Origin of the sequence: Streptomyces lavendulae subsp. lavendulae, assembly GCF_002803845.1 — a bacterium.
Lineage (GTDB): Bacteria > Actinomycetota > Actinomycetes > Streptomycetales > Streptomycetaceae > Streptomyces > Streptomyces lavendulae.
Genome location: NZ_CP024985.1, coordinates 7,088,868 through 7,109,284, shown reverse-complemented (window position 1 = coordinate 7,109,284; position 20,417 = coordinate 7,088,868). Strand labels below are relative to the sequence as shown.

Here is a 20,417-nt window from a genome sequence, read left to right as displayed (position 1 = left end):
CTACCGTTCGTGCGGCACTGAGCCCCTCCGACCTTGCGAAATGCCTCAGCGTCCCGTACGGCCAGCACGACCTCAGCTCTACCACGCCCGGCGCAACCACCTGAAGATCCAACCGAATCGGAAGAGACTCGGAACGAGAGACGACGGTCCGCCCGATCTTGGCCATCGACGGGCAGGGCATCCCGATCGCCCGCCGCGGCGTCCCGCACAGCTCCGGCCTTGGCGTCTACCGCCGGGTAGTTGGACGCACCATCGCCTGGTTCCGCGGCTTCCAGCGCCTAACGATGCGGTGCCGTCAAACCTTCTCCAAGAGCCGTCCATGTCGTCCAGGAACGCAGACAGCTGCGCACTGCCGTCACGGATCTCGTTCTCGGCAACAACATCATCTCCCAGTGGTGCCACGGCCTGGAAGAGCCACACGACCCGCCGCCGACGGACTGGATCAACAGCTACGCCGACGCCTCGACACCTGGGGCTTCGGCCATCTCCGTGGCCTGCTGTCCGTGCAGGCTTCGAGGCTCGCCAGCTCGGAGTGACGACACCGCCCGGTGGTCACTCGTCTTCGCCCTCGGTCATGTGCTCCGTGAGTCGCTCCAGGACCTCCCCTGAGAGAGCCGGCGCCCGCTGCAACCAGTGATCAAGCCACTCCTGGTCCGTCATCATGACTGGTCAACCACCTTTCACACCTACGGAACTTCATCAAACTCCGCCCACGCTGCCTTCGGCGGCTACAAGCAGTCGGGCATCGGCCGCGAGACCCACAAGATGATGCTGGAGCACTACCAGCAGACGAAGAACATGCTGGTCAGCTACTCGCCGAAGAAGCTCGGGTTCTTCTAGACCGCCAGGTCGGGCTCGGGCTCCCGGAAGGGAAACCGCCCTCCCCGGGTGACCGGCCCTGTCGTCAGCTCGTCGGGGACGCAGCGCCGCGGTGCGGGGAGGGCGTGGCTGCTGCGGTCGAGCGGGCGTACTCGGTGGGAGTCTGGCCGTAGTGCTTCTTGAAGGCCCGGGTGAAGTGGCTGCCGTCCGCGAACTGCCAGTGCGCGGCGAGTTCCGAGATGCTCAGGCGCCCTGACGGCGCGACGAGGGCGAGCCGGGCCTCGTGCAGTCGCCGGTGGCGGATGTAGGTGGTCACCTGCTCGCCCACCGCGGCGAACGCCCGGTGCAGCGTGCGGACGGAGACGTTGAGTTCGCGCGCGAGCATCGCCGGAGAAAGGTCGGGATCGGCGAGCCGACGGTCCGCGATGTCCTTGGCCGCCTGGGTGAGCGCGGGAGCCAACCGGGGTTCCACGTCGTCGAAGCGGCCCTTCGCCACCGCCTTGGTCAGCTCGATCAGGGTGCCTTGGGCAGCTGCCACACCGGCGGGGCCGAGGTCGGCCACGGTCGTGTGAACCATGTCCGTCATGGCCGTCAGCAAGCGCATCTCGGCCGAGTCCGCCGGCCCGGTGACGACCCGGTTCCCGAGGAGGGGTTTGAGCTCGCCAGGAGGCAGGACGAGGAACTTCGCCGTGAGGTGCGCCGACGTCTCGAAGGCCGTCAGGCGCCCGAGGTGGCGGACGAGGAACTGTCCGGCCGGCACGGTCTGGTCGCCGTAACCGGGCGGGCCGCCCAGCGTCCACGCGCCGCGCCGCACGACGTACATGGCCACCAGATCCTGATCGCCGCCAGGGACGTCCGCGGTCCGGGTCGCCGACGCGGCGTGAAGATCGGCGATCGCCGCGCCGTGCACCTTGGCGACGGTGCCCTTGACCCGGAAGTCACCGATCGTGTCCGGGCTGAAGGCCGGCAGTTGGAAGACCTCGTCACCGACCTGCGTCTCCCATCCGCGCCGGAACTCGTCGAGTCCCCGCGGTGCGGAGCCCGGGGCGGTCGAGTCCACCGCGAACACCCCGCGCGCGCCGTCGACCTCCGCTCCAGTACCGTGCATCCCTCTCCGGCCCTCTCGTACGCATGCTTCGACGCCGTCCTGTGGTGACCGTGTTCCGCAGGACGGCGCCATGACTCATGTGAACACCGTGCCAATCTTCCTATAGACGGCTCGCATTGCAGCGATGGAGGGGCAGAGCTGGTCGCGCTCGCGCGGCTCGGCGGTCAGCGGGCGATCGAGATCGCGAAGGGGGTGAATCCGGTGGACCGGATCACGTGCGGCACGAAGAGGATGGCGGCCTCCGTGGCGCGGGCGGTCCGGATGCCGCCGAGATCGGTGATCCAGTCCTTGTTCCAGCCGAGGTCGACGAGCAGTTCGCGGACGGTCTGCTTGGCCAGGGGGTCCTCGCCGGAGAGGAAGGCCGTCGGCGACTGGGTGAGCGCGGCCGGCGCGGTCATCACCGGGAAGAGCATGGTGTTGAGCGTCTTGACGACGTGCGTTTCGGGGAGTGCTTCCTGGAGCTGTTCGGCGAGGCTTGAGCCGGGGTAGACGAGGTCGGCCGGCAGTCCGTCCGGTCCGTCGACGGTGGCGTTGGAGACGTCGACGAGGATCTTGCCGTGCAGTTCCTCGCGCAGGGCGGCGAGCCGGTCCAGTGAGCCGTCGCCCGGGGTGGCGTTGATGACGATCCGGGCCGTCCGGGCTGCGTCGGCGGCGGCGCCCGGTGCGCGGTCCGCGACGGTCACCTCGTGCCCTGCCCGGGTGAGGGCCGTGGCGAGGTTGCCGCCGACGCGGCCGTTTCCGAGAACTGCGATCGTGGTCATGGTGATGTGGTCCTTGCGTGGGTGCGTGATGTGCTGTGCGGGGTGTGGTGTGCGAGGCGTGGTGTGTGGGGTCAGCGGGAGAGTGTGGCGACGGCCTCGGTGTGGACGCCGGGCGCGGCGGCCAGGAAGCTCCCGCTCTGCGGGGTCCAGGGGCGGCCCTCGGCGTCCGAGATCCGTCCGCCGGCCTCGGTGACGAGCAGCGCGCCTGGCAGCAGGTCCGCGCGGGCGCCGGCGAACTGCCAGAAGGCGTCGGTCCGGCCGGCGGCCACGTTCGTCAGGTGCAGGGTCGCGGGTACGGCGGTGCGGACGACGAGCGCGTCGAAGAGCATCGCGGTGATCGAGGAGCCGACGCGCCGCACGACCTTCTCGTCCTCGTCGGGCCGGGCCTGACTGGTGGCCACGATGCTCAGGCCGAGGTCCGCGGTGCCGGAGACGTGGAGCGGCCGGCCGTCGAGGTGGGCGCCGGCGCCGGTGAGCGCGGTGTAGGTCTCGCCGGTCAACGGCAGGTGGACCACGGTGAGTACGGGCTGGTTCTCCCGTACGAGGGTGGCGGTCACCGCCCACTCGGGCAGGGCGTGCAGGTGGTTGACGTTGCCTTCGGCCGGGTCCACGACCCACCACTCGCCGTGTGGCAGGGCCCCGCCGTCCAGCTCGTCCTCCACCCAACCGGCCTCCGGACGCAGGCTCGTGAGACGGGGGCGCAGGATGTCGAGCGCCGCGCTGTCGTTGGCGGCGAGCGCGTGCATCAGCTCTTCGCGGGTCTCGTAGCGGACCACCTCGCCGAAGCGCTCGCGCAGCGCCGCACCGGCGGCGCGCACGGCGGTCGCGGTGCGGTCGAGCAGGTCGGCGTCGGAGGTGACGACGTCAGTGGTCCGAAGCGTTCCGGACATGGTGGTGCTCCTGTCTGAGGGGGGAGGTGCTGCCGGGGGAGGGCAGCGTGGGCGGGGCGGCCGCGCGCGGGAGGAGGCTCAGCCGAGCAGTTCGGCAGCCCGTTCGGCGATGGCGTAGACCGTCGCGTTGGTGTTGGCCGAGGGGATGGACGGCATCACCGAGGCATCGGCGACCCGCAGTCCGGCGAGCCCGTGTACGCGAAGGTTCGCAGGGTCGACGACGGCATCGGCGTCGGTTCCCATGCGGCAGGTGCCGGTGAAGTGGAAGTAGGGGCCGGTGGCCTTGCGGAGGAACTCTTCCACGGATGCGCCGCTCGTCCCGGGGCCCGGCACCGCTTCCTGCCCCCGCCAGTCGGCGAAGGCGTCGGCCTCCCCGATGCGGCGTGCCACTGCCAGGCCCTTGCGCATGACCTCCAGGTCACGGTCGTCGCTCAGGTAGCCGGGGTCGACGACGGGAGCGCCGGCGGGATCGGCGTCCGCCAGGCGCACGGTGCCGCTGCTGTACGGAGCCATCGCCGAGAAGGCGATGGAGTAGCCGTTGGCCGGCGGTTGGCCCCATGCCGACGGGAGCGGTGCGGCGACGACGTAGACCTGGAGGTCCGGCCGGGGCGCGGCGGGGTCGCTGTACAGCAGGCCCATCATTTCGGCCGGCGGGTTGGCGGGAACGAACGGTACGGGCCGGCCGGCCTCGTACACCACTGCCGCCATCGGATGGTCCTGCAGATGGGATCCCACTCCCGGCAGGTCGGCGACGACGCCGATGCCGTGTTCGCCGAGGTGTCGTGCCGGGCCTATCCCTGACAGCATCAGGAGGTGCGCGGAACCGATGGCCCCCGCGGTCAATATGACCTCGGCGCTCTCGACGGACAGGTGCCGACCGCCCACGGTGTACTCGACGCCGGTGCAGCGGCCCGCGGTGATGCGCAGCCGCCGCACGGTCGCGTCCGTGACGACGTCCAGGTCCGGCCGGCCGAGGAACGGACGGATGTAGGCGTCGGCCGCGCTCTGACGGGCGCCGCCGGGCAGGTTCATGTCACTCCACCCGAACCCGGTCTCCAGCCCGCCGCCGATGTCATCGGCGCGTGTGAACCCCGCCTGCACCGCGGCGTCGACGCCCGCCATGGCCAGGGGGTGGGGTTCCGGAACCGGGGCGACCACGACCGGCCCCTCCGTGCCGCGCACGGAGGCATCACGACCGCGCGTGCTCTCGCTGCGGCGGAAATGGGGCAGCAGATCGTCGAAACCCCAGCCCGGAGCGCCGAGTCCGGGCCATTCGTCGTAACCGGAGCGGTGCCCCCGCAGGTGGTAGAGGCCGTTGATGCTCGACGATCCGCCGAGCGCCTTACCGCGCAGCACGTCGGCGGCCCTGCCCGTACCGGCCTGCACGGTCGAGGAGCCCAGCCAGAGGGTGGACGGGTCGAACCCCAGGAACCCCCAAGGAGATGCCATCGCCTCGGTCGCGTCCCGGGCTCCCGCCTCCAGCAACAGCACCCGCACGCGGGGGCGTTCCGTAAGCCGGGATGCGATCACGCACCCCGCTGTCCCCGCTCCCACAACGACATAGTCATAAGGACGCCGGCCCATCATGTCTCCGCTTCCCACGGCAGCACTGTCCGACCACCGGGCTTCAAAAAAGGGGCTCCTCGATGATCGAAGCCCGGGTTTCCCTCTGCCGTCGAAGCTTAGGAATGCCGACACGGCGCGTACTTGAACCTCCGCGACGTTCGTTCGGAACCTCAGCGCCATACGGGTGCCGAGGTCCGTCACCCGTATGGGTGTTGCCTTCTTCGGGCAACACCCACACCGGGCACCCGACGCGGGTCAGGTGTTCAGGAGGCGGTTGAAGAACGACCGGTAGTGCTGCAGCGCCAGCCGCAGGTCTTCGGTCGCGACCTGTTCGCCCTGGCTCCACTGCTCCTCCAGTCCCTGCTTGTGGGCGGAGAAGGAACGGGCGAGCGTCTGCATCACCTCTGCGACCAGGGCGTCCGCCGACCTGACCGCCTCCTGCGGGTCGTCTACGAACCGGCCCTGTATCTCGCTCCACTTCTTGTGGTACTCCGCGGTGTCCTCGGCACCCAGCAATGGCTCGTCGACACCGGTCTGCGACGCCGAGCCGGCCTCCGGTCCTCGGTCCGTGTCGGCCGTATCGGCCGTGTCAGCCGTGTCAGCCGTGTCAGCCGTGTCAGCCGTGTCAGCCGTGTCAGCCGTGTCAGCCGTGTCAGCCGTGTCAGCCGTGTCCATGGTGGCTTCCCCCGGGTATACGGGCGTCGTCCGCCCGTCGGCCGGCGTGCCGCCGGATCCGGTCTCCGGAGCCGGCTCCGACGCCGGATGGGCGATGTCCTCCGTCGTGATTCCGGCGTCCCCCACTCGTTCGTTGCTGCTCGCGTGGTTCTGCATCTCAACGACTCCTCTGGTCGGTCAGCAGGTCGTCGAACAGGGCGCGGTAGTGCACCATCGCCCCGCGGAGTTCCTCGGTCGTCGTCTGGTGACCTGCACTGCGTACCTTGACGTCGTGGGCGGCCCGGTAGTGCTCCAGGGTCCGGCCGTGTTCGACTGAAAGGTCACGCAGCTGACCGCGGTAGTCGTCCGTGGGGTAACCCCGCTCGCGCATGAGCCGCGACACCAGTTCGTCGGCCTCCTTCACGGAGCCTTCCGGCCGGTCCACGAAATGCTCTTGGACGCTGCTCCATTCGACGGCGTACCGGTCTCGCCGTTCGGGTGGCAGCGCCTTGATCTCAAGCTTGTCGTGGTGTTCCTCGCGGGCCCGTAGGTCGCGTTCGGCGGCCATGCGGCCGCCCTCGGCCTCGACCGCGCGGTCGTACTCGGGTCCGAACCTCTTCTGCAGACGCCGTCGGCGCGCCGCCATCCACAGTCCGACCGCGAGCGCGATCACGACGACGGCTGCGACGGCGATGATGACGATGAGCGTGGTGTTCGACATTGTTGGCCTCCGTCCTGGGGCCTTGTCCGACTTCCTTCGTGCGGCTGTCCCTGGGCGTTCTCCTGTGCACTGCGCCTACCCGACAGGTCACGGCTCAAGCGGTGCGGCCCGGCGGTGGTCACGAGGACGACCCGCCGGCCCCGCCGGTCGAGCTCGCGCAGCAGACCGGCTGCCGGGGCCGGCGGGGGCGGCCGTCCGTGGCCTCAGGCCGGGTGTCCGGGCTCCAGGTTCCGTAGCTCCCGGTACCGGAGCAGCGGGGGCGGCGGGCCGTCGCCCGGGCGGCACACCGCTGCGGGGGCCAGGAGGAAGCCCACGTGGTCGCCGCCCTCGATGCACCCTTCGATCCGGCCGGTGAACCAGGTGGGCAGCTGCGCCAGGACCGGGCTTCCGGCTTCCCCCGGAAGCCAGCCGACCGCGGCGAACTTGTCGACGCGGTCCCCCGTCTCCCCTCCGAAGAGCTCCGCCAGTGCCCGGTCGTCCCGGCGGAGCAGGTGCACGGTGAGGTACTCGGCCCCGCGCGCGACGCGGTAGGTGTGGTTGGCGACCGACAGCCAGACGATGAACCTCGGCGGGTCGATGGAGCACTGCGAGGCGAAGCCCACCAGGCACCCGGCCCGCTCCGCACCGACCGCGACCGTGACCACGTACACCGGGCCGTCGAGATCGTCGGTGAAGGGGTCAAGCTCCGTCACGGCGCCTCCTCGGCGGGGTGGGCTCACAGGCCGAGGTCGAGGAGGGTGTTCTCCACGACCTCCGTGAGCGCGGGATGGATCCGGTACGGGGACCTGGCGAGGGTGACGGCGTCGATACCGAGCGTCGCCGCCAGGACCAGGGGCTGGATCAGGGTGGGGGCCTGCGCGCCCATCAGATGTGCGCCGAGGATGCGCCCGGTTCCGGGCTCGGCGAGCACCTTGCGGAAGCCGGTGGTGTCCTCCAGCGCCCAGGCATCCACGTCGTAGGCCCCGGCCTCGCGGACGGTCCGGGCGATGTGCGCGGTGTGGGCGAGCATCTTGCTCGGGATGCATCCGGCGTTCAGGCAGGTTCCGCCGAACCAGCGCTCCTCGACGATGGCCACGTCCAGATCGGCGAAGGAGTCGTCGACGTCGGCGTTGCCGGATCCCGCACCGATGACGACAAGATCGTGGTGGCGCACCCGGTCAGCCTACGAGTCCCTCGGCCGGGTCGGGGCGCTGGCGCGCTGGCCCGCGCCCGACGAGTTCCCGGGTCTCCGGGGGGGGGCGCCGCGAGCGGCCGCCGACACCGCACGGCGGCGGGCCTTGCAGCCGGACGGGCTGTCTGCCGCCCCCGACCCCGGGATGGACCGGTTCGCCCTGCTGGTGGCCCTCACGGGTTCCTGTCCTCGGGCGGCGGGACGGTCCGCGCGCGGCGGCGGTGGCTGGTGTCGCACCACGGGTACGTACGGCTGCGGCGGCAGGTGCACACCGCGACCATGAAGCGGTCGGACCGGACGACCGTCCCGGTCTCCAGGACGATCTCGATCGGACCCTCCACCACGACCGGGCCCCGCGCATCGACGAACACCCGGCGGGCGGGAGCCGCGGTGTACGCCGGGTCCGGGGCGCCGGAACCGGCTGTGTCAGAGGTGCCGGGCACGGATGATCACCAGTTCCTCCCATAGCTCGGCGCGGGTCGCCGGCCCCTGGCGTTCCAGCCAGGGCCGCCGGGAGCGCAGTACGGGGCCCCACGGTATGGAGGCCGTCGCCGTGATCTCGGCGGCCAGCCGCGCCCGGGTCAGCCGGGCGACGGTCTCCTCGGCCCCGCACATCCCCGAATGCACCATCAGCAGGATGCCGCCGGGGCGCAGCGAGGCGGGGGCGGCCGAGCAGATCCGGGCGGGGGCGGCCAAGCAGATCCGGTCGATGACCCTGCGCCCGTCAGGGTCGGCGTCCCAGGCGCGCTGCGGCCCGTGGGAAGGCAGTCGGGCCCGCGGGGCGGGGACGTAAGGCGGATGGGCGAGGACCAGGTCGAAGCGGAGCGGGGCGGCACGCGCCGCGAAGTGTCCGTGCAGCACCCGCTGGGGCAGTCGCCGGCGCAGGGCGTTCAGGCGTGCCGTGAGCACCGCCGGCCAGGAAACGTCGACCGCCGTGACCCGCGCGCCGCGGCCCGCGGCGTGCAGGGCCAGGGCGCCCGTGCCCGTACCGATCTCCAGCACCTGGGTCCGGGGCCCCAGGTCCTCGTGGTCGAGCGCCGCCGCGAGGAGCCGGGTGTCCGCCTGCGGCCGGTACACACCCGGCAGGGCGATCAGGCCGGCGGGCAGCATCCTCCCGGCCGGAGCCGGACAGGACACGGCGCACCTCCTCGACCGGCCGGCACGCCCGCCATGACGAACGGCGGGGGCCGGCAGACTGCTGAGGCTGTGCGCCTGCCCGTCCGATCGCTCATTATCCGGAAATCGGCCGGTCTTGGGAGGATCGGATGAACATGCGCGTTCCGGGGCGCCCGTGCACAGCACGCCGCCGGCCGTGGCGGACGTGCCCGTGCTGGACCCGAACGCCGCGCGGAGCCGTCGGAGGGGCCGGAGCCCTGGCCTCGGCGCCCGTCGGCCGCCTCCGGCGCCGCGGAGGCGGCTGAGGAGCGGGCATGGCGGTGGGGCGGGCGGCGGCCGGTGGCCGCTGCCCGCCCCGTCGTGCGGGATCAGTGGAACTTGGATCCCAGCCAGCTGACGATGGGTGAGACCGCCTCGTGGGCGACCTCGGATATCTGGCTCACGACGTGGGCGCCCTTGGAGATGCCCTTCGCCGCCGCGCCGATCACCCCGGACGCGCCGAGGGTGACCACGCTCAGGGCCGCGATGGCCGCCTGGTGCTTGAACTCGCCGCTCGACCAGCCGTAGCCGATCCCGTAGAAGACCGCGCTGCCCACGTCGAGGATGGCCGCGCCGATGCCGACTCCCAGGCCCACGGCCATGATGACCGCGCCGGCGGGCGGGAAGAACAGGCCCACGCCGATTCCGACGAGACCGATGCCCGCGCCCGCGAGCCCGGCGTACATGCCGGCCTTGTGGAGGTAGTCGGCCCACCACTTCGCGTCCCCGACCTCGGACTCGGGCTTGACCGAGTCGTAGGCGGTCGTGTCGCACTGGTTGAGGCCCGAGGACTTGGCCGCCTGGGCCTCCTCGGCCGCCTTCTTGGCCGCCGCGGCGGCTTCGGTCCGGCGCTTCTCGCCCTCGATCTGCCACGCCTGGCTGGCGGCGGCAGCGGCGGTGGAGGCGTCCTGGTTGGCCTGGAGCGACGAGGCCCGGGCGGCGGAGGCGGAGGCCTGGGCGGCGTTGGCCGAGGCGACCGCGCTGCGCGCGGACTCGATGGCCCGGCTGGCCGAGTAGTTGGCCGAACGGGCCGCGAGGCGGGCGTTGGAGGCCGCCTGGCTCGCCTGGTCCGCGGAGGCCTGCGCGTTCTTCGCCGACTGCTCGGCGTTGTTCGCCAGGGTGTTCGCCTGCTGGGCGTAGGTCTCGGCCTGCAGGGCCGACGCCGTCGCCTGGTCCGCCCACTGCTGCGCCTCGGCCGCGGCGTTGCGGGCCAGGGCGGCCGCCTGCTGGGCCCGGTTGGCGTCCTCCTGCGCCTTCTGGGCGATCTTCGCGGCGGCGGCGATCGCGCCCTGCATGGCGGCGATGTGGGTGGCCGAGTCGGCGTCGAGCTGCGCGCTCTTGTACTGGATGCCGGCGATGAAGTTGCGGCGGATCCACGCCGGTCCCTCCATCGCGACCTGGGCGTGGGCCTTGGTGTACGGTCCCCCGGTCCGCAGGAGCGTCGCGGTGGCCACCGCGTCGTCCTCCTGCAACGCCTTCTCGAAGCCGCCGGTGAGGAAGTCGTACAGCGCCTGGGCCGTCCCGGCGTCCAGCGCGGCGTTGGCCGCCTTGGTCACCGCCGCGCCGGGGCTCTCGTTCAGGACGCGGGCCACGGCGACGCGGTTGTCCATCTGGGCCGCCTGCACGGCACCCGTGCTCAGGAAGGTGCCGGCCGCGTCCGGCTCGCTGCTCGCCAGTGCCGCCGCGGCGCCGAAGGCCACGTTCGGAGTGGAGACGCGGGAGAGGAAGAGGGTCGACTCCCGGTCGTCCTGGCGCTGCGCGATCTGGCGGTCGACGTCGATCCAGGCGTGGATCTCGGCGTCCGCACCCGCGAGGGCGAAGCGGGCGGCCTCCTGGGTCCAGCCGCCCTTGGACTCCATCAGGGCCAGGGCCGCCTTGCGGCCGAGCGCGGTGGCGGCGGCGGTGTTCCCCGCCTTGAGGGCGGATTCGGCCTGGGCGACGAGGTCCTTCGTGGCCTGGCTGGTCTGCTCGGCCTGGGTCCGCTTGCGCTCGTACTCGGACTTCTCCTTGGCCTCGATCTGGGCGATCAGGCGCATCTCCTCGACGGCCCGCTGGGTGTCCTCGTTCAGGCGCTGCCACTCGGCCTCACGGGCGGCCTTCTCCACGTCGATCGCCTTGTTGACGGCCTCGGTGGCGTTGTTGGCGGCCTTGGTGGCCTCGTTGGCGAACTCGGTGGACTTGTTCGCGTACTCCAGGGCCTGGCCGGCGTACTTGACGGCCCATTCCGCGGCCTCGGCGGCCTTGTCGGCGTGTGCCGCGGCGCTGTTGGCGGCGTCCCGGGCGGTACGGGCGGCCGCGGCGGAGGCGTTCGCCAGGGCCTGGGCCGTGCCGGCGGCGTTGGTGGCGATGGTGGCGTTGGAACTGGCGATCTGCGCCTGGCGCTTGGCCTCGGCGGCGTCGGACTGCGCCGCGCCCGCGGCGGAGGCGGCGGCCGAGGAGGCGTTTGCGGCGGCGGAGGCGTTGCGGGCCGCAGAAGCGGCGGCGGCGCCGGCCGTGGCGGAGGCCGCCGAGGCGTCGGCGGCGTAGTTGGCGGCCTCCGCGGCGCTACGTGCCTTGGCCGCGGCGTTGCGAGCGGCGACGGCGGCGTCCTTGGCGGCGGCCGTCTGGCCGGCGTCCTTGGACGCGGCGATCGCGGCCCGGTACGCCGTGGCCGCGGCCGAACCCGCACTGGCCGCCGCCTGGCTCGCGGCCGCGGCGGCGTAGGCGGCCCGGCGCGAGGCCTCGACCGCGGCGTGGGAGGCGTTGATCGCGACGCGGGAGGCGTCGGCGGCGCCCTTCGCCGCATCACCGGCCTTGCGGGCCGCCCGGCCGGCGGAGGCCACGTCGTCCTGCGCGGCCTGGGCCTCGGCAGCGGCCTTCTCGGCCGCCTCCCTGGCCTTGGCGGCCGCGGCCACGGCGCGGGCCGCGGACTCCTCGGCCTGCTGGGTCTTGGCCTCGGCGTTCTTGCCCTCGCGCTGGACGACGGCGACGAGCTCCTCGATCTTCACGCGCTCCTGGTCGCGGGCGCGCGCGATGTGCTGCCCCGTCTCCAGGAACCACACGATGTCGTCGGGGCTGCCGGACAGGGCCCGGTTGGCGTACTTCTGCACCTCAGGACCCGCCTGGACCATGAGCTTGGAGGCGTCGACGCGCAGGTCCTCCAGCCGGGCCGTGTACTGGCCTTCGAGCAGGAACGCCTCCAGCGCGGGCTGGCCGCCGTTGTTCAGCGCGGCGTTGCCCGTACGGTTCACGGCCTTGCCGCCCACCGCCATCACCGTCGAGGTGGCGACCCGCAGGTCCTCCATGATGGCGGCCTTGAAGCCGCCCCCGAGGAACGCCGCGATGGAGGCGTCGCCGTTGTTGAGCGCGGCGGTGGCCTCCCGGCGGGTCCCCTTGCCGGCCGCGGCCAGGCCGCTCATGACCGCCACACGGTTGTCCTGCGCCGATTCGGCGGCCAGCTTGTTGTCGAGGAAGTTGCGCACGTCGGCGTCGGAGCCGGTCAGCGCGGCCGCGGCGGCGGCGCGGACGGCCCTGCCGCCCAGGATCCAGGCCTTGACGACCTTGGCCCGCTCGGTGTCCGGAAGCAGGAACGGGTCGCCCGCGGGCGGCGGGGTGTCATCGGCCCACGCGGACAGGGGGTTGAGCACGAGACTGGAGGTGGCCGCGACGGCCGAAGTGGCGGCGACGGCGCCGAGGATCCGGCGCCTGCTCCAGAAGATGGTGTCCAAAACGGTCCCTTCGGGATCAGCCTCCGGCGGTCCGCACACGGGCGGACGGACGGGGCCGGACGGAGAGTTGGGATGGCCGCGGCCAAGTCCCCTGCCCCGTAAGGACGTCAGGCCGGGACGGGCGGCTGCGCATCGTGACCCTACGCAGAAAGGCACCGTATTGAAAACCCGTTCGACGAAATAAGGACACTTATTCCAGACTCGGCCAAATATGGAATCCGATACTCCGGAAAAGCGGAATGGAATTCAAAAGTCCAGGCAACACGAGAAACCCCCGAGTGACGTGACATACCTCACGCGTCGCACGTTGACTGGATTCACGCTCTGGTGTTTCCATACGGAAGGCCCGGCGGTGCTCCATCTCTCCGCCACCCGCCATGCCCCTGCCCCTTTGCGGGGAGCCGGCACATCGGGCCTACAGTTACGCTCTTTCGGGGAGTGGGGGGCTTCCACGGGGCGGTGAACCCTGGTGCGGGTTCATTTTCCTTCGGCTGGACAGCAGCCTTCACCTCCGCGTTGACACATGCTTCGGGCTTTCCCCGAACCGACGACAGGACAGCGATGAAGGCACGCAAGACGATGCTCCGCACGGTGGGCGCGGCGCTGGGCGCGGGCGCCCTGGCGTGGTGCGCGATCACCACCGGCGGGATCGGTGGGGCCTCGGCGGACAGCTCCGCGATGAGGCCGACCGCGGACGAAGGCCCTGGTTACGCCATCGAGGACTTCGGCTACCCGAACGCCGACAAGATCCTCGCGGAGCGGGGCATCACCCTGAAGCGCGGTGACGGCCACATCCTCCTCGCGGACTGCGCGAGCGCCACCGACCTGATGGAGGTGTGGTCTCGCGCGAACGAAAAGATCTGCTTCCGCGTCACCGGAAAGACCGGATACCTGACCCTTGAGATTCCAGCGGTGTTCGCCGTCAAGGGCAACAGCTACTCGGCCAAGGTCGACATGACCACGGGCGCCGAAGAGAAATCCTTCGACGTGAACAAGAACGCGTGGACCCCGGTCGGCGAAAGCGCGGACGAGCAGGGCCGCGATTTCATGCTCCTGGAAATCCGGACCGCCAAGTAACACGCCGGGCAGCCCCGGCATCGGTCTTTGCCGGGATGCGCTTTCCCATTTTCCGCACGCCGGATCCGGTCCCGTGTCGACCGCACCCGCGACCTGTCGCGGTGCCCTCGCGCGCGGCCGAGGTCGAATTCACGGCGGCCACCCCGGTCGATTTCCCACGCATCCGCTCATTCGAAGGAACCTCCATGTCCGATTCCCGTACGCGCACTCCGCGGATCACCGGTTTCCTCGTGTCCGCCACGGCGGTCTCCGCGGGCCTGATCTCCGCGACCCCGGCCCTCGCCCTCACCGGCCCCGAAGCCGCCGCCGGACAGCTCTCCTCCGTCGTCAGGCTGGACATCGGAGACGAGGCCAACTCCCGTGGCTGCACCGGCGTCCTCGTCGACGAGAACTGGGTCGCCACGGCGGGCAGCTGCTTCGCCGCCACCCCCGGCACCCCGGCGCCGGCCGGCAAGCCCGCGCTGAAGGGCACCGCGACCCTCAGCGACGGCAGGGCCGTCGAGGTGGTCGACCTCGCGCCGCGCACCGACCGCGACCTGGTCCTCGCCCGCCTCGCCACGCCGGCCACCGGCATCGCGGGCGTCAAGCGGGCCACCGCCGCACCGGCCGCGGGCGCCGAGCTGACGGCGGCCGGGTTCGGCCGCACCAAGACGGAATGGGTCCCGGACAAGCTCCACACCGGTTCCTTCACCCTCGCGACCGCGGACGCGACCACCTACGCCATTGCCGGCAAGGGCACCGACGCGATCTGCAAGGGCGACACAGGCGGCCCGCTCCTCAACTCCGCGGGCGAACTGGTCGGCATCAACTCCCGCTCCTGGCAGGGTGGTTGCCTCGGCGCTCCGGCCACGGAGACCCGTACGGGCGCCATCGGCGCGCGCACCGACGACCTGACCGACTGGATCCAGTCGGTGCGGGCCCTGACCCCGGGCTGGAAGGCCGAGACGCTGGTCCAGGCCGGCTCCACGCTGTACCAGGGCATCCGGCTGGCCGACGGCTCCTGGACGGGCTTCACCGACGTCCAGTCCAAGGCCGGGAACATCGGCGGGGTGCGCACGGCCGCCGTGGCCGGCATCAACGGCGACACCCACGTGGTGGCGCTCGGCGGCAACGGCCGTCTTCAGCACACCATCCGCAAGGCGGACGGCACATGGGGCGCGTTCGGCGACGTGAACACCGCGGCCGGCGAGCTGAACAACATCACGCAGGTGTCCACCGTGTCGATCGGAAGCGACCTGCACGTCGTGGCCGTCGCGGGCGGCAAGGTGTTCCACACCGTCCGCAGCGGGGCGAACGGCACCTGGACCCCGTTCGGCGACGTCGCCGGCGCGGTCGGCCCGATCGGCTCCGTCACCTCCGTCGCCACCGCCAGCGCCGGCGGCGAGCTGCAGCTCGTGGCCGTGACCGGCGGCAAGGCGTACCACTCCATCCGTCACACCAACGGGCAGTGGACCGCCTGGGGCGATGTGGCCCGGGCGGCCGGCGCCACCGGACCGATCACCTCCGTGGCCATGGCCGGTGCGGGCAGCGACGCCCACATCGTCATCGCGACCGACAACGGCACCCGCCAGTACCACTCCGTCCGCTACGGGAACGCCACCTGGGCGCCCTTCGGTGACCTGAAGGACTACCTCGGCACCGTGACGGCCAGGTCCGTGGCCGCCGGCACCGTCGACGGCGAGCTCCAGGTGGCCGTGACGACCACCGACGACCGGATCGTGCACACCATCCGCCACACCGACCGCACCTGGGGCCCGACCGCGCCGGTCGCCGCCCGGAACGTCACCGGAACGCTCGGCGCGATCACGCTCGCCGGCACCCTCTGACGCGCGCCCTGACGCACTCTCCGACACCCGGTCCGGCTCCCCGCGGCGCCAGGCGCGCCGCGGGGGGAGGGCGATGTCCCTCCCGCCCATCCCTAAGGAAGGCACATGTTCGCAACCCGTCCGCGCCCGGCGCGGATCAGCGGCCTGCTCGTCACGGCCATCGCGGTGTCCGCGGGTCTGGCCACCTCCGTCCCGGCCTCCGCCGTCACCGGTCCGGAGGTCACCGTCGGCCAGGTCCCGGCCCTGGCCAGGCTGAACATCGGCGACGAGGCCAACTCCCGCGCCTGTACAGGTGTTCTGGTCGACCAGAACTGGATTGCGACGGCCGCCAGCTGCTTCGCCGCCACTCCCGGCACCCCGGTCCCGGCCGGCAAGCCCGCGCTGAAGGCCACCGCGACGCTCGGCGACGGCAGCACGGTCGAGATCACCGAGATCGCTCCGCGCGACGACCGTGACGTTGCACTGGTGCGCCTGGCCACGCCGGTCGCCGCCGTCACGTCCGTATCCCTCGCCACTGCCGCGCCCGCGGCCGGTGCCGAGCTGACGGCGGCCGGGTTCGGCCGCACCAAGGGCGAATGGGTTCCGGACAAGGCGCACACGGGAACCTTCACCGTCGGCTCCGGCAGCGCCACCACCCTGGCAGTGAGGGGGAAGGGCACCGACGCGATCTGCAAGGGTGACACCGGCGGCCCGCTCCTCAACTCCGCGGGCGAACTGGTCGGCATCAACTCCCGCTCCTGGCAGGGTGGTTGCCTCGGCGCTCCGGCCGCCGAGACCCGTACGGACGCCATCGGCGCACGTACCGACGACCTGGCCGGCTGGATCCGGGACACGGTCCGGCCGGGAGTGCAGCGGGACGTCAACGGCGACGGGCGCTCGGACGCCGTCATGACCTACTACCACGGCGACAGCCGGATCGGCTTCTACAGCGCCCTCGCCAAGCCCGACGGCGGCTTCGACGAATTCACCGCCGGCTACACCGTCCCCGCCAACAGCTGGGACCGCAACGCCATGAAGCTCATCTCCGGCGACTTCAACGGCGACCGCCGCACCGACATGGCCATGATGTACCGCTTCACCGACGGCACCATCAAGATGTACACCGGCCTCGCCGACACCACGGGCCACATCCAGCCCTTCACCAGCAGCTACACCGTCCCCGCCAACGCCGGCTGGGACTGGAACTCCATCGAGCTCAAGGCCGGGGACGCCAACGGCGACGGGCGCTCGGACGCCGTCATGACCTACTACCACGGCGACAGCCGGATCGGCTTCTACAGCGCCCTCGCCAAGCCCGACGGCGGCTTCGACGAATTCACCGCCGGCTACACCGTCCCCGCCAACAGCTGGGACCGCAACGCCATGAAGCTCATCTCCGGCGACTTCAACGGCGACCGCCGCACCGACATGGCCATGATGTACCGCTTCACCGACGGCACCATCAAGATGTACACCGGCCTCGCCGACACCACGGGCCACATCCAGCCCTTCACCAGCAGCTACACCGTCCCCGCCAACGCCGGCTGGGACTGGAACTCCATCGAGCTCAAGGCCGGGGACGCCAACGGCGACGGGCGCTCCGACGCCCTCATGACCTACTACCACGGCGACAGCCGCATCGGCTTCTACACCGCCCTCGCCAAGCCCGACGGCGGCTTCGACGAATTCACCGCCGGCTACACCGTCCCCGCCAACAGCTGGGACCGCAACGCCATGAAGCTCATCTCCGGCGACTTCAACGGCGACCGCCGCACCGACATGGCCATGATGTACCGCTTCACCGACGGCACCATCAAGATGTACACCGGCCTCGCCGACACCACGGGCCACATCCAGCCCTTCACCAGCAGCTACACCGTCCCCGCCAACGCCGGCTGGGACTGGAACTCCATCGAACTGCCGTAACCCCGGCACCCTGCCACCTCCCCCGTGGTGAGCATCGTGGACACGAGGGGGGCTGCCTCGGTGAGTCGAGGCAGCCCCCTCCTACATGTGTCAGACCACGGTCACATTCGGAGTGTGGGCCCAGAAGCCCCAGTAGCCACCGCTCGGCGCCTCGCACGTCACGTTGAAGGTGCCGTCACCCTTCGACGTCGCCACCGGCAGGCAGTCCCACTCGTTGCCGCCCGTGAGCGCCATGTCGGCCTTGCCGTCGCCGTTGAGGTCACCGGTCACGACCTTCACGTTGTCCGTGGCAGCCCAGGAACCCCACGCACCACCGGGAGCCTTGCAGGAGACGTCGAAAGTACCGTCACCCTTCGACATCGCCACCGGCAGGCAGTCCCAGCCGTTGCCACCCGTCAGCGCCAGGTCGGCCTTGCCATCGCCGTTCAGGTCACCCGTCACGACCTTCACATTCGCCGTGGCAGCCCAGTAACCCCAGGAGCCACCCGGAGCGTTGCAGGTGACGTTGAAGGTGCCGTCACCCTTCGACATCGCCACCGGCAGGCAGTCCCAGTTGTTGCCGCCGGTCAGGGCCAAGTCCGTCTTGCCGTCACCGTTCAGGTCACCGGTCACGACCTTCACGTTGTCCGTGGCAGCCCAGAAACCCCACGCACCACCCGGAGCATTGCAGGAGACGTCAAAAGTACCGTCACCCTTCGACATCGCCACCGGCAGGCAGTCCCAACCGGAACCACCCGTCAGCGCCATGTCCGTCTTGCCATCAGCGTTGAAGTCGCCCTTGACGACCTTCACATTCGCCGTGGCAGCCCAGTGACCCCAGGAGCCACCCGGAGCGTTGCAGGTGACGTTGAAGGTGCCGTCACCCTTCGACATCGCCACCGGCAGGCAGTCCCAGTTGTTGCCGCCGGTCAGGGCCAAGTCCGTCTTGCCGTCACCGTTCAGGTCACCGGTCACGACCTTCACGTTGTCCGTGGCAGCCCAGAAACCCCACGCACCACCCGGAGCATTGCAGGAGACGTCAAAAGTACCGTCACCCTTCGACATCGCCACCGGCAGGCAGTCCCAACCGGAACCACCCGTCAGCGCCATGTCCGTCTTACCGTCACCGTTGAAGTCGCCCTTGACGACCTTCGCGTTGGGCGTGGCGGCCCAGTGGCCCCAGGAGCCGGCCCCGTTGCAGGTGACATCGACCTTGCCGTCGCCCTTCGACGCGGCCACGGGCAGGCAGTCCCAGCCGTTGCCGCCCGTCAGGGCCATGTCGGTCTTTCCGTCGCCGTTGAAGTCGGTGAACTCCTTCGGCGTACGGGTCCGGGAGGCGACCCAGTCCCCGAGGTCGTCGGCGCGGCTGCTGATGGCACCCGTGCGGGTCTCGGAAGGCGCGACGCCGAGGCAACCACCCTGCCAGGAGCGGGAGTTGACGGCGACGAGTCGGCCTGCGGCGTCAAGGAGCGGGCCACCGGTGTCGCCCTTGCAGAGGACGTCGGTGCCCTTGCCGGTGAGGGCCACGGTACCGGCGGCGACGGTCCCGACGGTGAAGGTTCCGGTGTGGGCCTTGTCGGGCACCCACTCCGTCTTCGTCCGGCCGAATCCGGCCGCCGTCAGTTCGGTTCCCGTGGTCGGGGCGGCGGTGGCGAGGGCGGCGGGCTTGACACCCGTGACGGCGGTGCCGAGGCGCACCAGGGCCAGGTCCCGGTCGTCCCGCGGGGCGATCTCGGTGATCTCGACGGTCCGGCCGTCGCCGAAGGCCGCGCTCGCCTTGAGGGCCGGCTTGCCGGCCGGGACCGGGGTGCCGGGAGTGGCGGCGAAACAGCTGGCGGCGGTCATGACCCAGAAGCGGTCGACCAGCGATCCGGTACAGGCGCGGGAGTGTTCCTCGTCGCCGATGTTCAGTTTCACCAGGGCCGGGGCCTGGCCGGCGGTGGCCTCGGGGCCGGTCGTGGCCAGCGCGGACGCGGCCGGGAAGAGACCCACCGACATCAGGGCCGAGGCGGCCAGGAGGCCGGATATCCGCGCGGGGCGCGGACGGGATGCGGACATGCGTGTTCCTTCGGAGCTAGGGCTCGGGCTCGCGGGGCCTCTACGCGTGTGCGGAGTCCGCCCGCCCGGGCTGTGGGCCGGTCAGGTGGCCGGCGGTGTGAGGAAGCGGTGCCGGGCGCCCGCCACGGGCGCCGCCGGTCACTTGGTGGTGCGGATCTCCATGAGCATGAAGTCGCGACCCTGCTCGTCGGCGCTCTCGCCGACCGGGGTCCAGGCGTTCTTGTTGACCTCGAAGGTCTTCTCGTCGCTGCCGACCGTCATGTCGACCTTGGCCGCGTAGTTGTTGCCCTTCACCGCGAAGACCGCCGGAATCTCCAGGGCCAGGTAGCCCTTGGCCCCGGTGACCTTGAAGCAGACCTTCTCCTTGGCCCGCGACCAGACCTCCATCAGGTCCGACGCGCTCGCACAGTCCGCCAGGACGATGTGTCCGTCACCCCGCTTGAGGGTGATGCCCTGCTCGGCCAGGACCTTGTCCGCGTTCGGGTAGGCGAAGTCCTCGATCGCGTACCCCGGGCCGTCCTCGGCGACCGCCTTCATCGCCGCGGTGTCCGCGGCGCCGGCCCCGCCGGTGGTTCCGCCCGCCACCGCGATCCAGGCCAGAGCACCCGCGCCCAGGGCCGCGCCGACGGCGCGGACCCATGCTGTACGTGCCTTCATCAATACCCCCGTCATCGGTTCCGGATGACACCCGGAATGACTCTCGAACACGGATGTGAAGGCTGCATTCCGAATAGCGGGGAGCACTCGCTCCGCGAGTTCTCCCGCCTCGAAATATGAAAGTCCCCCACTTCCGGGCCGCATCCTAGCCGATCCATCGAGGGTTAATTCAAGCCCCAGAACCGCTGGCGCGACGGACCACGAGACCCCGAAGGCGAGTGACTCAATTCACAGCGCTCGGAGGCGATCTCGGCGCCAGACCGTATGATTCACCCCGAAAAGTCCCATATATACGAGACTGCATCCCGAGCCGGAGCATCGCCACTCGCACTTTTCGGTCTCTCCCCTACCGGGTTCAAGCCA

General features: G+C 71.1%; 16 protein-coding genes and 1 pseudogene. 4 read left to right on the top strand and 13 right to left on the bottom strand.

Translation table 11 applies throughout. From position 1 onward, the window contains the following. Positions 1–705: 705 nt before the first annotated feature. Positions 706–840 (top strand): annotated as a pseudogene (locus tag SLAV_RS40660) (aldehyde dehydrogenase family protein); the annotation flags it as partial. Between the two features lie 64 nt (positions 841–904). On the opposite strand, the gene SLAV_RS31810 reads toward SLAV_RS40660, so the two are convergent. The 11 genes from SLAV_RS31810 to SLAV_RS31755 form a co-directional block, all read right to left on the bottom strand. Next, entirely contained in the window at positions 905–1,927 is a 1,023-nt protein-coding gene (locus SLAV_RS31810) for a helix-turn-helix domain-containing protein (RefSeq protein ID WP_051841094.1), read from the bottom strand. A gap of 164 nt (positions 1,928–2,091) precedes the next feature. Beyond that, entirely contained in the window at positions 2,092–2,688 is a 597-nt protein-coding gene (locus SLAV_RS31805) for an NADPH-dependent F420 reductase (RefSeq protein ID WP_030232601.1), read from the bottom strand. 71 nt (positions 2,689–2,759) lie between these two features. Next, positions 2,760–3,578: an inositol monophosphatase family protein gene (locus SLAV_RS31800; RefSeq protein ID WP_030232599.1), complete on the bottom strand. Its 819-nt coding sequence runs from the start codon at positions 3,576–3,578 to the stop codon at positions 2,760–2,762. Between the two features lie 78 nt (positions 3,579–3,656). Beyond that, positions 3,657–5,162, bottom strand: a complete 1,506-nt coding sequence (locus SLAV_RS31795; RefSeq protein WP_051841113.1) for a GMC family oxidoreductase — start codon at positions 5,160–5,162, stop codon at positions 3,657–3,659. Positions 5,163–5,399: 237 nt separating this feature from the next. After that, complete coding sequence (locus SLAV_RS41850) at positions 5,400–5,975, bottom strand: hypothetical protein (RefSeq protein ID WP_208754741.1); 576 nt, start codon at positions 5,973–5,975, stop codon at positions 5,400–5,402. A gap of 1 nt (position 5,976) precedes the next feature. Beyond that, positions 5,977–6,519 (bottom strand): hypothetical protein, encoded by a 543-nt coding sequence (locus SLAV_RS31780; RefSeq protein WP_030232591.1) that lies wholly within the window; start codon positions 6,517–6,519, stop codon positions 5,977–5,979. A 203-nt stretch (positions 6,520–6,722) separates the two neighbouring features. Beyond that, entirely contained in the window at positions 6,723–7,211 is a 489-nt protein-coding gene (locus tag SLAV_RS31775; protein ID WP_030232588.1) for a flavin reductase family protein, read from the bottom strand. Between the two features lie 23 nt (positions 7,212–7,234). After that, positions 7,235–7,672 carry an oxidoreductase dimerization domain-containing protein gene (locus SLAV_RS31770; protein ID WP_030232586.1) on the bottom strand — a complete coding sequence of 146 codons (438 nt, stop codon included), beginning with the start codon at positions 7,670–7,672 and terminating at the stop codon, positions 7,235–7,237. Between the two features lie 191 nt (positions 7,673–7,863). Then, complete coding sequence (locus tag SLAV_RS31765; RefSeq protein ID WP_030232584.1) at positions 7,864–8,133, bottom strand: CDGSH iron-sulfur domain-containing protein; 270 nt, start codon at positions 8,131–8,133, stop codon at positions 7,864–7,866. Continuing rightward, positions 8,117–8,800, bottom strand: a complete 684-nt coding sequence (locus SLAV_RS31760; protein WP_030232580.1) for a methyltransferase — start codon at positions 8,798–8,800, stop codon at positions 8,117–8,119. The genes SLAV_RS31765 and SLAV_RS31760 overlap by 17 nt, the downstream gene beginning before the upstream one ends. Before the next feature lie 374 nt (positions 8,801–9,174). Beyond that, positions 9,175–12,552: a hypothetical protein gene (locus tag SLAV_RS31755; protein ID WP_037687655.1), complete on the bottom strand. Its 3,378-nt coding sequence runs from the start codon at positions 12,550–12,552 to the stop codon at positions 9,175–9,177. 561 nt (positions 12,553–13,113) lie between these two features. Between SLAV_RS31755 and SLAV_RS31750 the strand changes: the two genes are divergently transcribed. The 3 genes from SLAV_RS31750 to SLAV_RS31740 all read left to right on the top strand — a co-directional run bounded on the left by SLAV_RS31750 (position 13,114) and on the right by SLAV_RS31740 (position 17,360). Further along, complete coding sequence (locus tag SLAV_RS31750) at positions 13,114–13,629, top strand: hypothetical protein (RefSeq protein ID WP_199922184.1); 516 nt, start codon at positions 13,114–13,116, stop codon at positions 13,627–13,629. A 185-nt stretch (positions 13,630–13,814) separates the two neighbouring features. Beyond that, complete coding sequence (locus SLAV_RS31745; RefSeq protein ID WP_051841093.1) at positions 13,815–15,455, top strand: trypsin-like serine protease; 1,641 nt, start codon at positions 13,815–13,817, stop codon at positions 15,453–15,455. 105 nt (positions 15,456–15,560) lie between these two features. Then, positions 15,561–17,360, top strand: coding sequence for a trypsin-like serine protease (locus SLAV_RS31740; RefSeq protein ID WP_100661106.1), 1,800 nt, complete (start codon positions 15,561–15,563; stop codon positions 17,358–17,360). Between the two features lie 90 nt (positions 17,361–17,450). Here the strand turns inward: SLAV_RS31740 and SLAV_RS31735 are convergent, their stop codons facing one another. Both SLAV_RS31735 and SLAV_RS31730 read right to left on the bottom strand, forming a co-directional pair. Then, positions 17,451–19,397 (bottom strand): FG-GAP-like repeat-containing protein, encoded by a 1,947-nt coding sequence (locus SLAV_RS31735; RefSeq protein WP_100661105.1) that lies wholly within the window; start codon positions 19,395–19,397, stop codon positions 17,451–17,453. A 138-nt stretch (positions 19,398–19,535) separates the two neighbouring features. After that, positions 19,536–20,054 carry a hypothetical protein gene (locus SLAV_RS31730; protein ID WP_167456812.1) on the bottom strand — a complete coding sequence of 173 codons (519 nt, stop codon included), beginning with the start codon at positions 20,052–20,054 and terminating at the stop codon, positions 19,536–19,538. Between the last annotated feature and the right edge of the window lie 363 nt (positions 20,055–20,417).

Excerpts from the sequence above, each read along its gene's own strand:
- SLAV_RS31810 (WP_051841094.1), bottom strand. The coding sequence starts at position 1,927 with ATGCACGGTACTGGAGCGGAGGTCGACGGCGCGCGCGGGGTGTTCGCG.
- SLAV_RS31805 (WP_030232601.1), bottom strand. The coding sequence starts at position 2,688 with ATGACCACGATCGCAGTTCTCGGAAACGGCCGCGTCGGCGGCAACCTC.
- SLAV_RS31800 (WP_030232599.1), bottom strand. The coding sequence starts at position 3,578 with ATGTCCGGAACGCTTCGGACCACTGACGTCGTCACCTCCGACGCCGAC.
- SLAV_RS31795 (WP_051841113.1), bottom strand. The coding sequence starts at position 5,162 with ATGGGCCGGCGTCCTTATGACTATGTCGTTGTGGGAGCGGGGACAGCG.
- SLAV_RS41850 (WP_208754741.1), bottom strand. The coding sequence starts at position 5,975 with ATGCAGAACCACGCGAGCAGCAACGAACGAGTGGGGGACGCCGGAATC.
- SLAV_RS31780 (WP_030232591.1), bottom strand. The coding sequence starts at position 6,519 with ATGTCGAACACCACGCTCATCGTCATCATCGCCGTCGCAGCCGTCGTC.
- SLAV_RS31760 (WP_030232580.1), bottom strand. The coding sequence starts at position 8,800 with ATGCTGCCCGCCGGCCTGATCGCCCTGCCGGGTGTGTACCGGCCGCAG.
- SLAV_RS31750 (WP_199922184.1), top strand. The coding sequence starts at position 13,114 with ATGAAGGCACGCAAGACGATGCTCCGCACGGTGGGCGCGGCGCTGGGC.
- SLAV_RS31745 (WP_051841093.1), top strand. The coding sequence starts at position 13,815 with ATGTCCGATTCCCGTACGCGCACTCCGCGGATCACCGGTTTCCTCGTG.
- SLAV_RS31740 (WP_100661106.1), top strand. The coding sequence starts at position 15,561 with ATGTTCGCAACCCGTCCGCGCCCGGCGCGGATCAGCGGCCTGCTCGTC.
- SLAV_RS31735 (WP_100661105.1), bottom strand. The coding sequence starts at position 19,397 with ATGTCCGCATCCCGTCCGCGCCCCGCGCGGATATCCGGCCTCCTGGCC.
- SLAV_RS31730 (WP_167456812.1), bottom strand. The coding sequence starts at position 20,054 with ATGAAGGCACGTACAGCATGGGTCCGCGCCGTCGGCGCGGCCCTGGGC.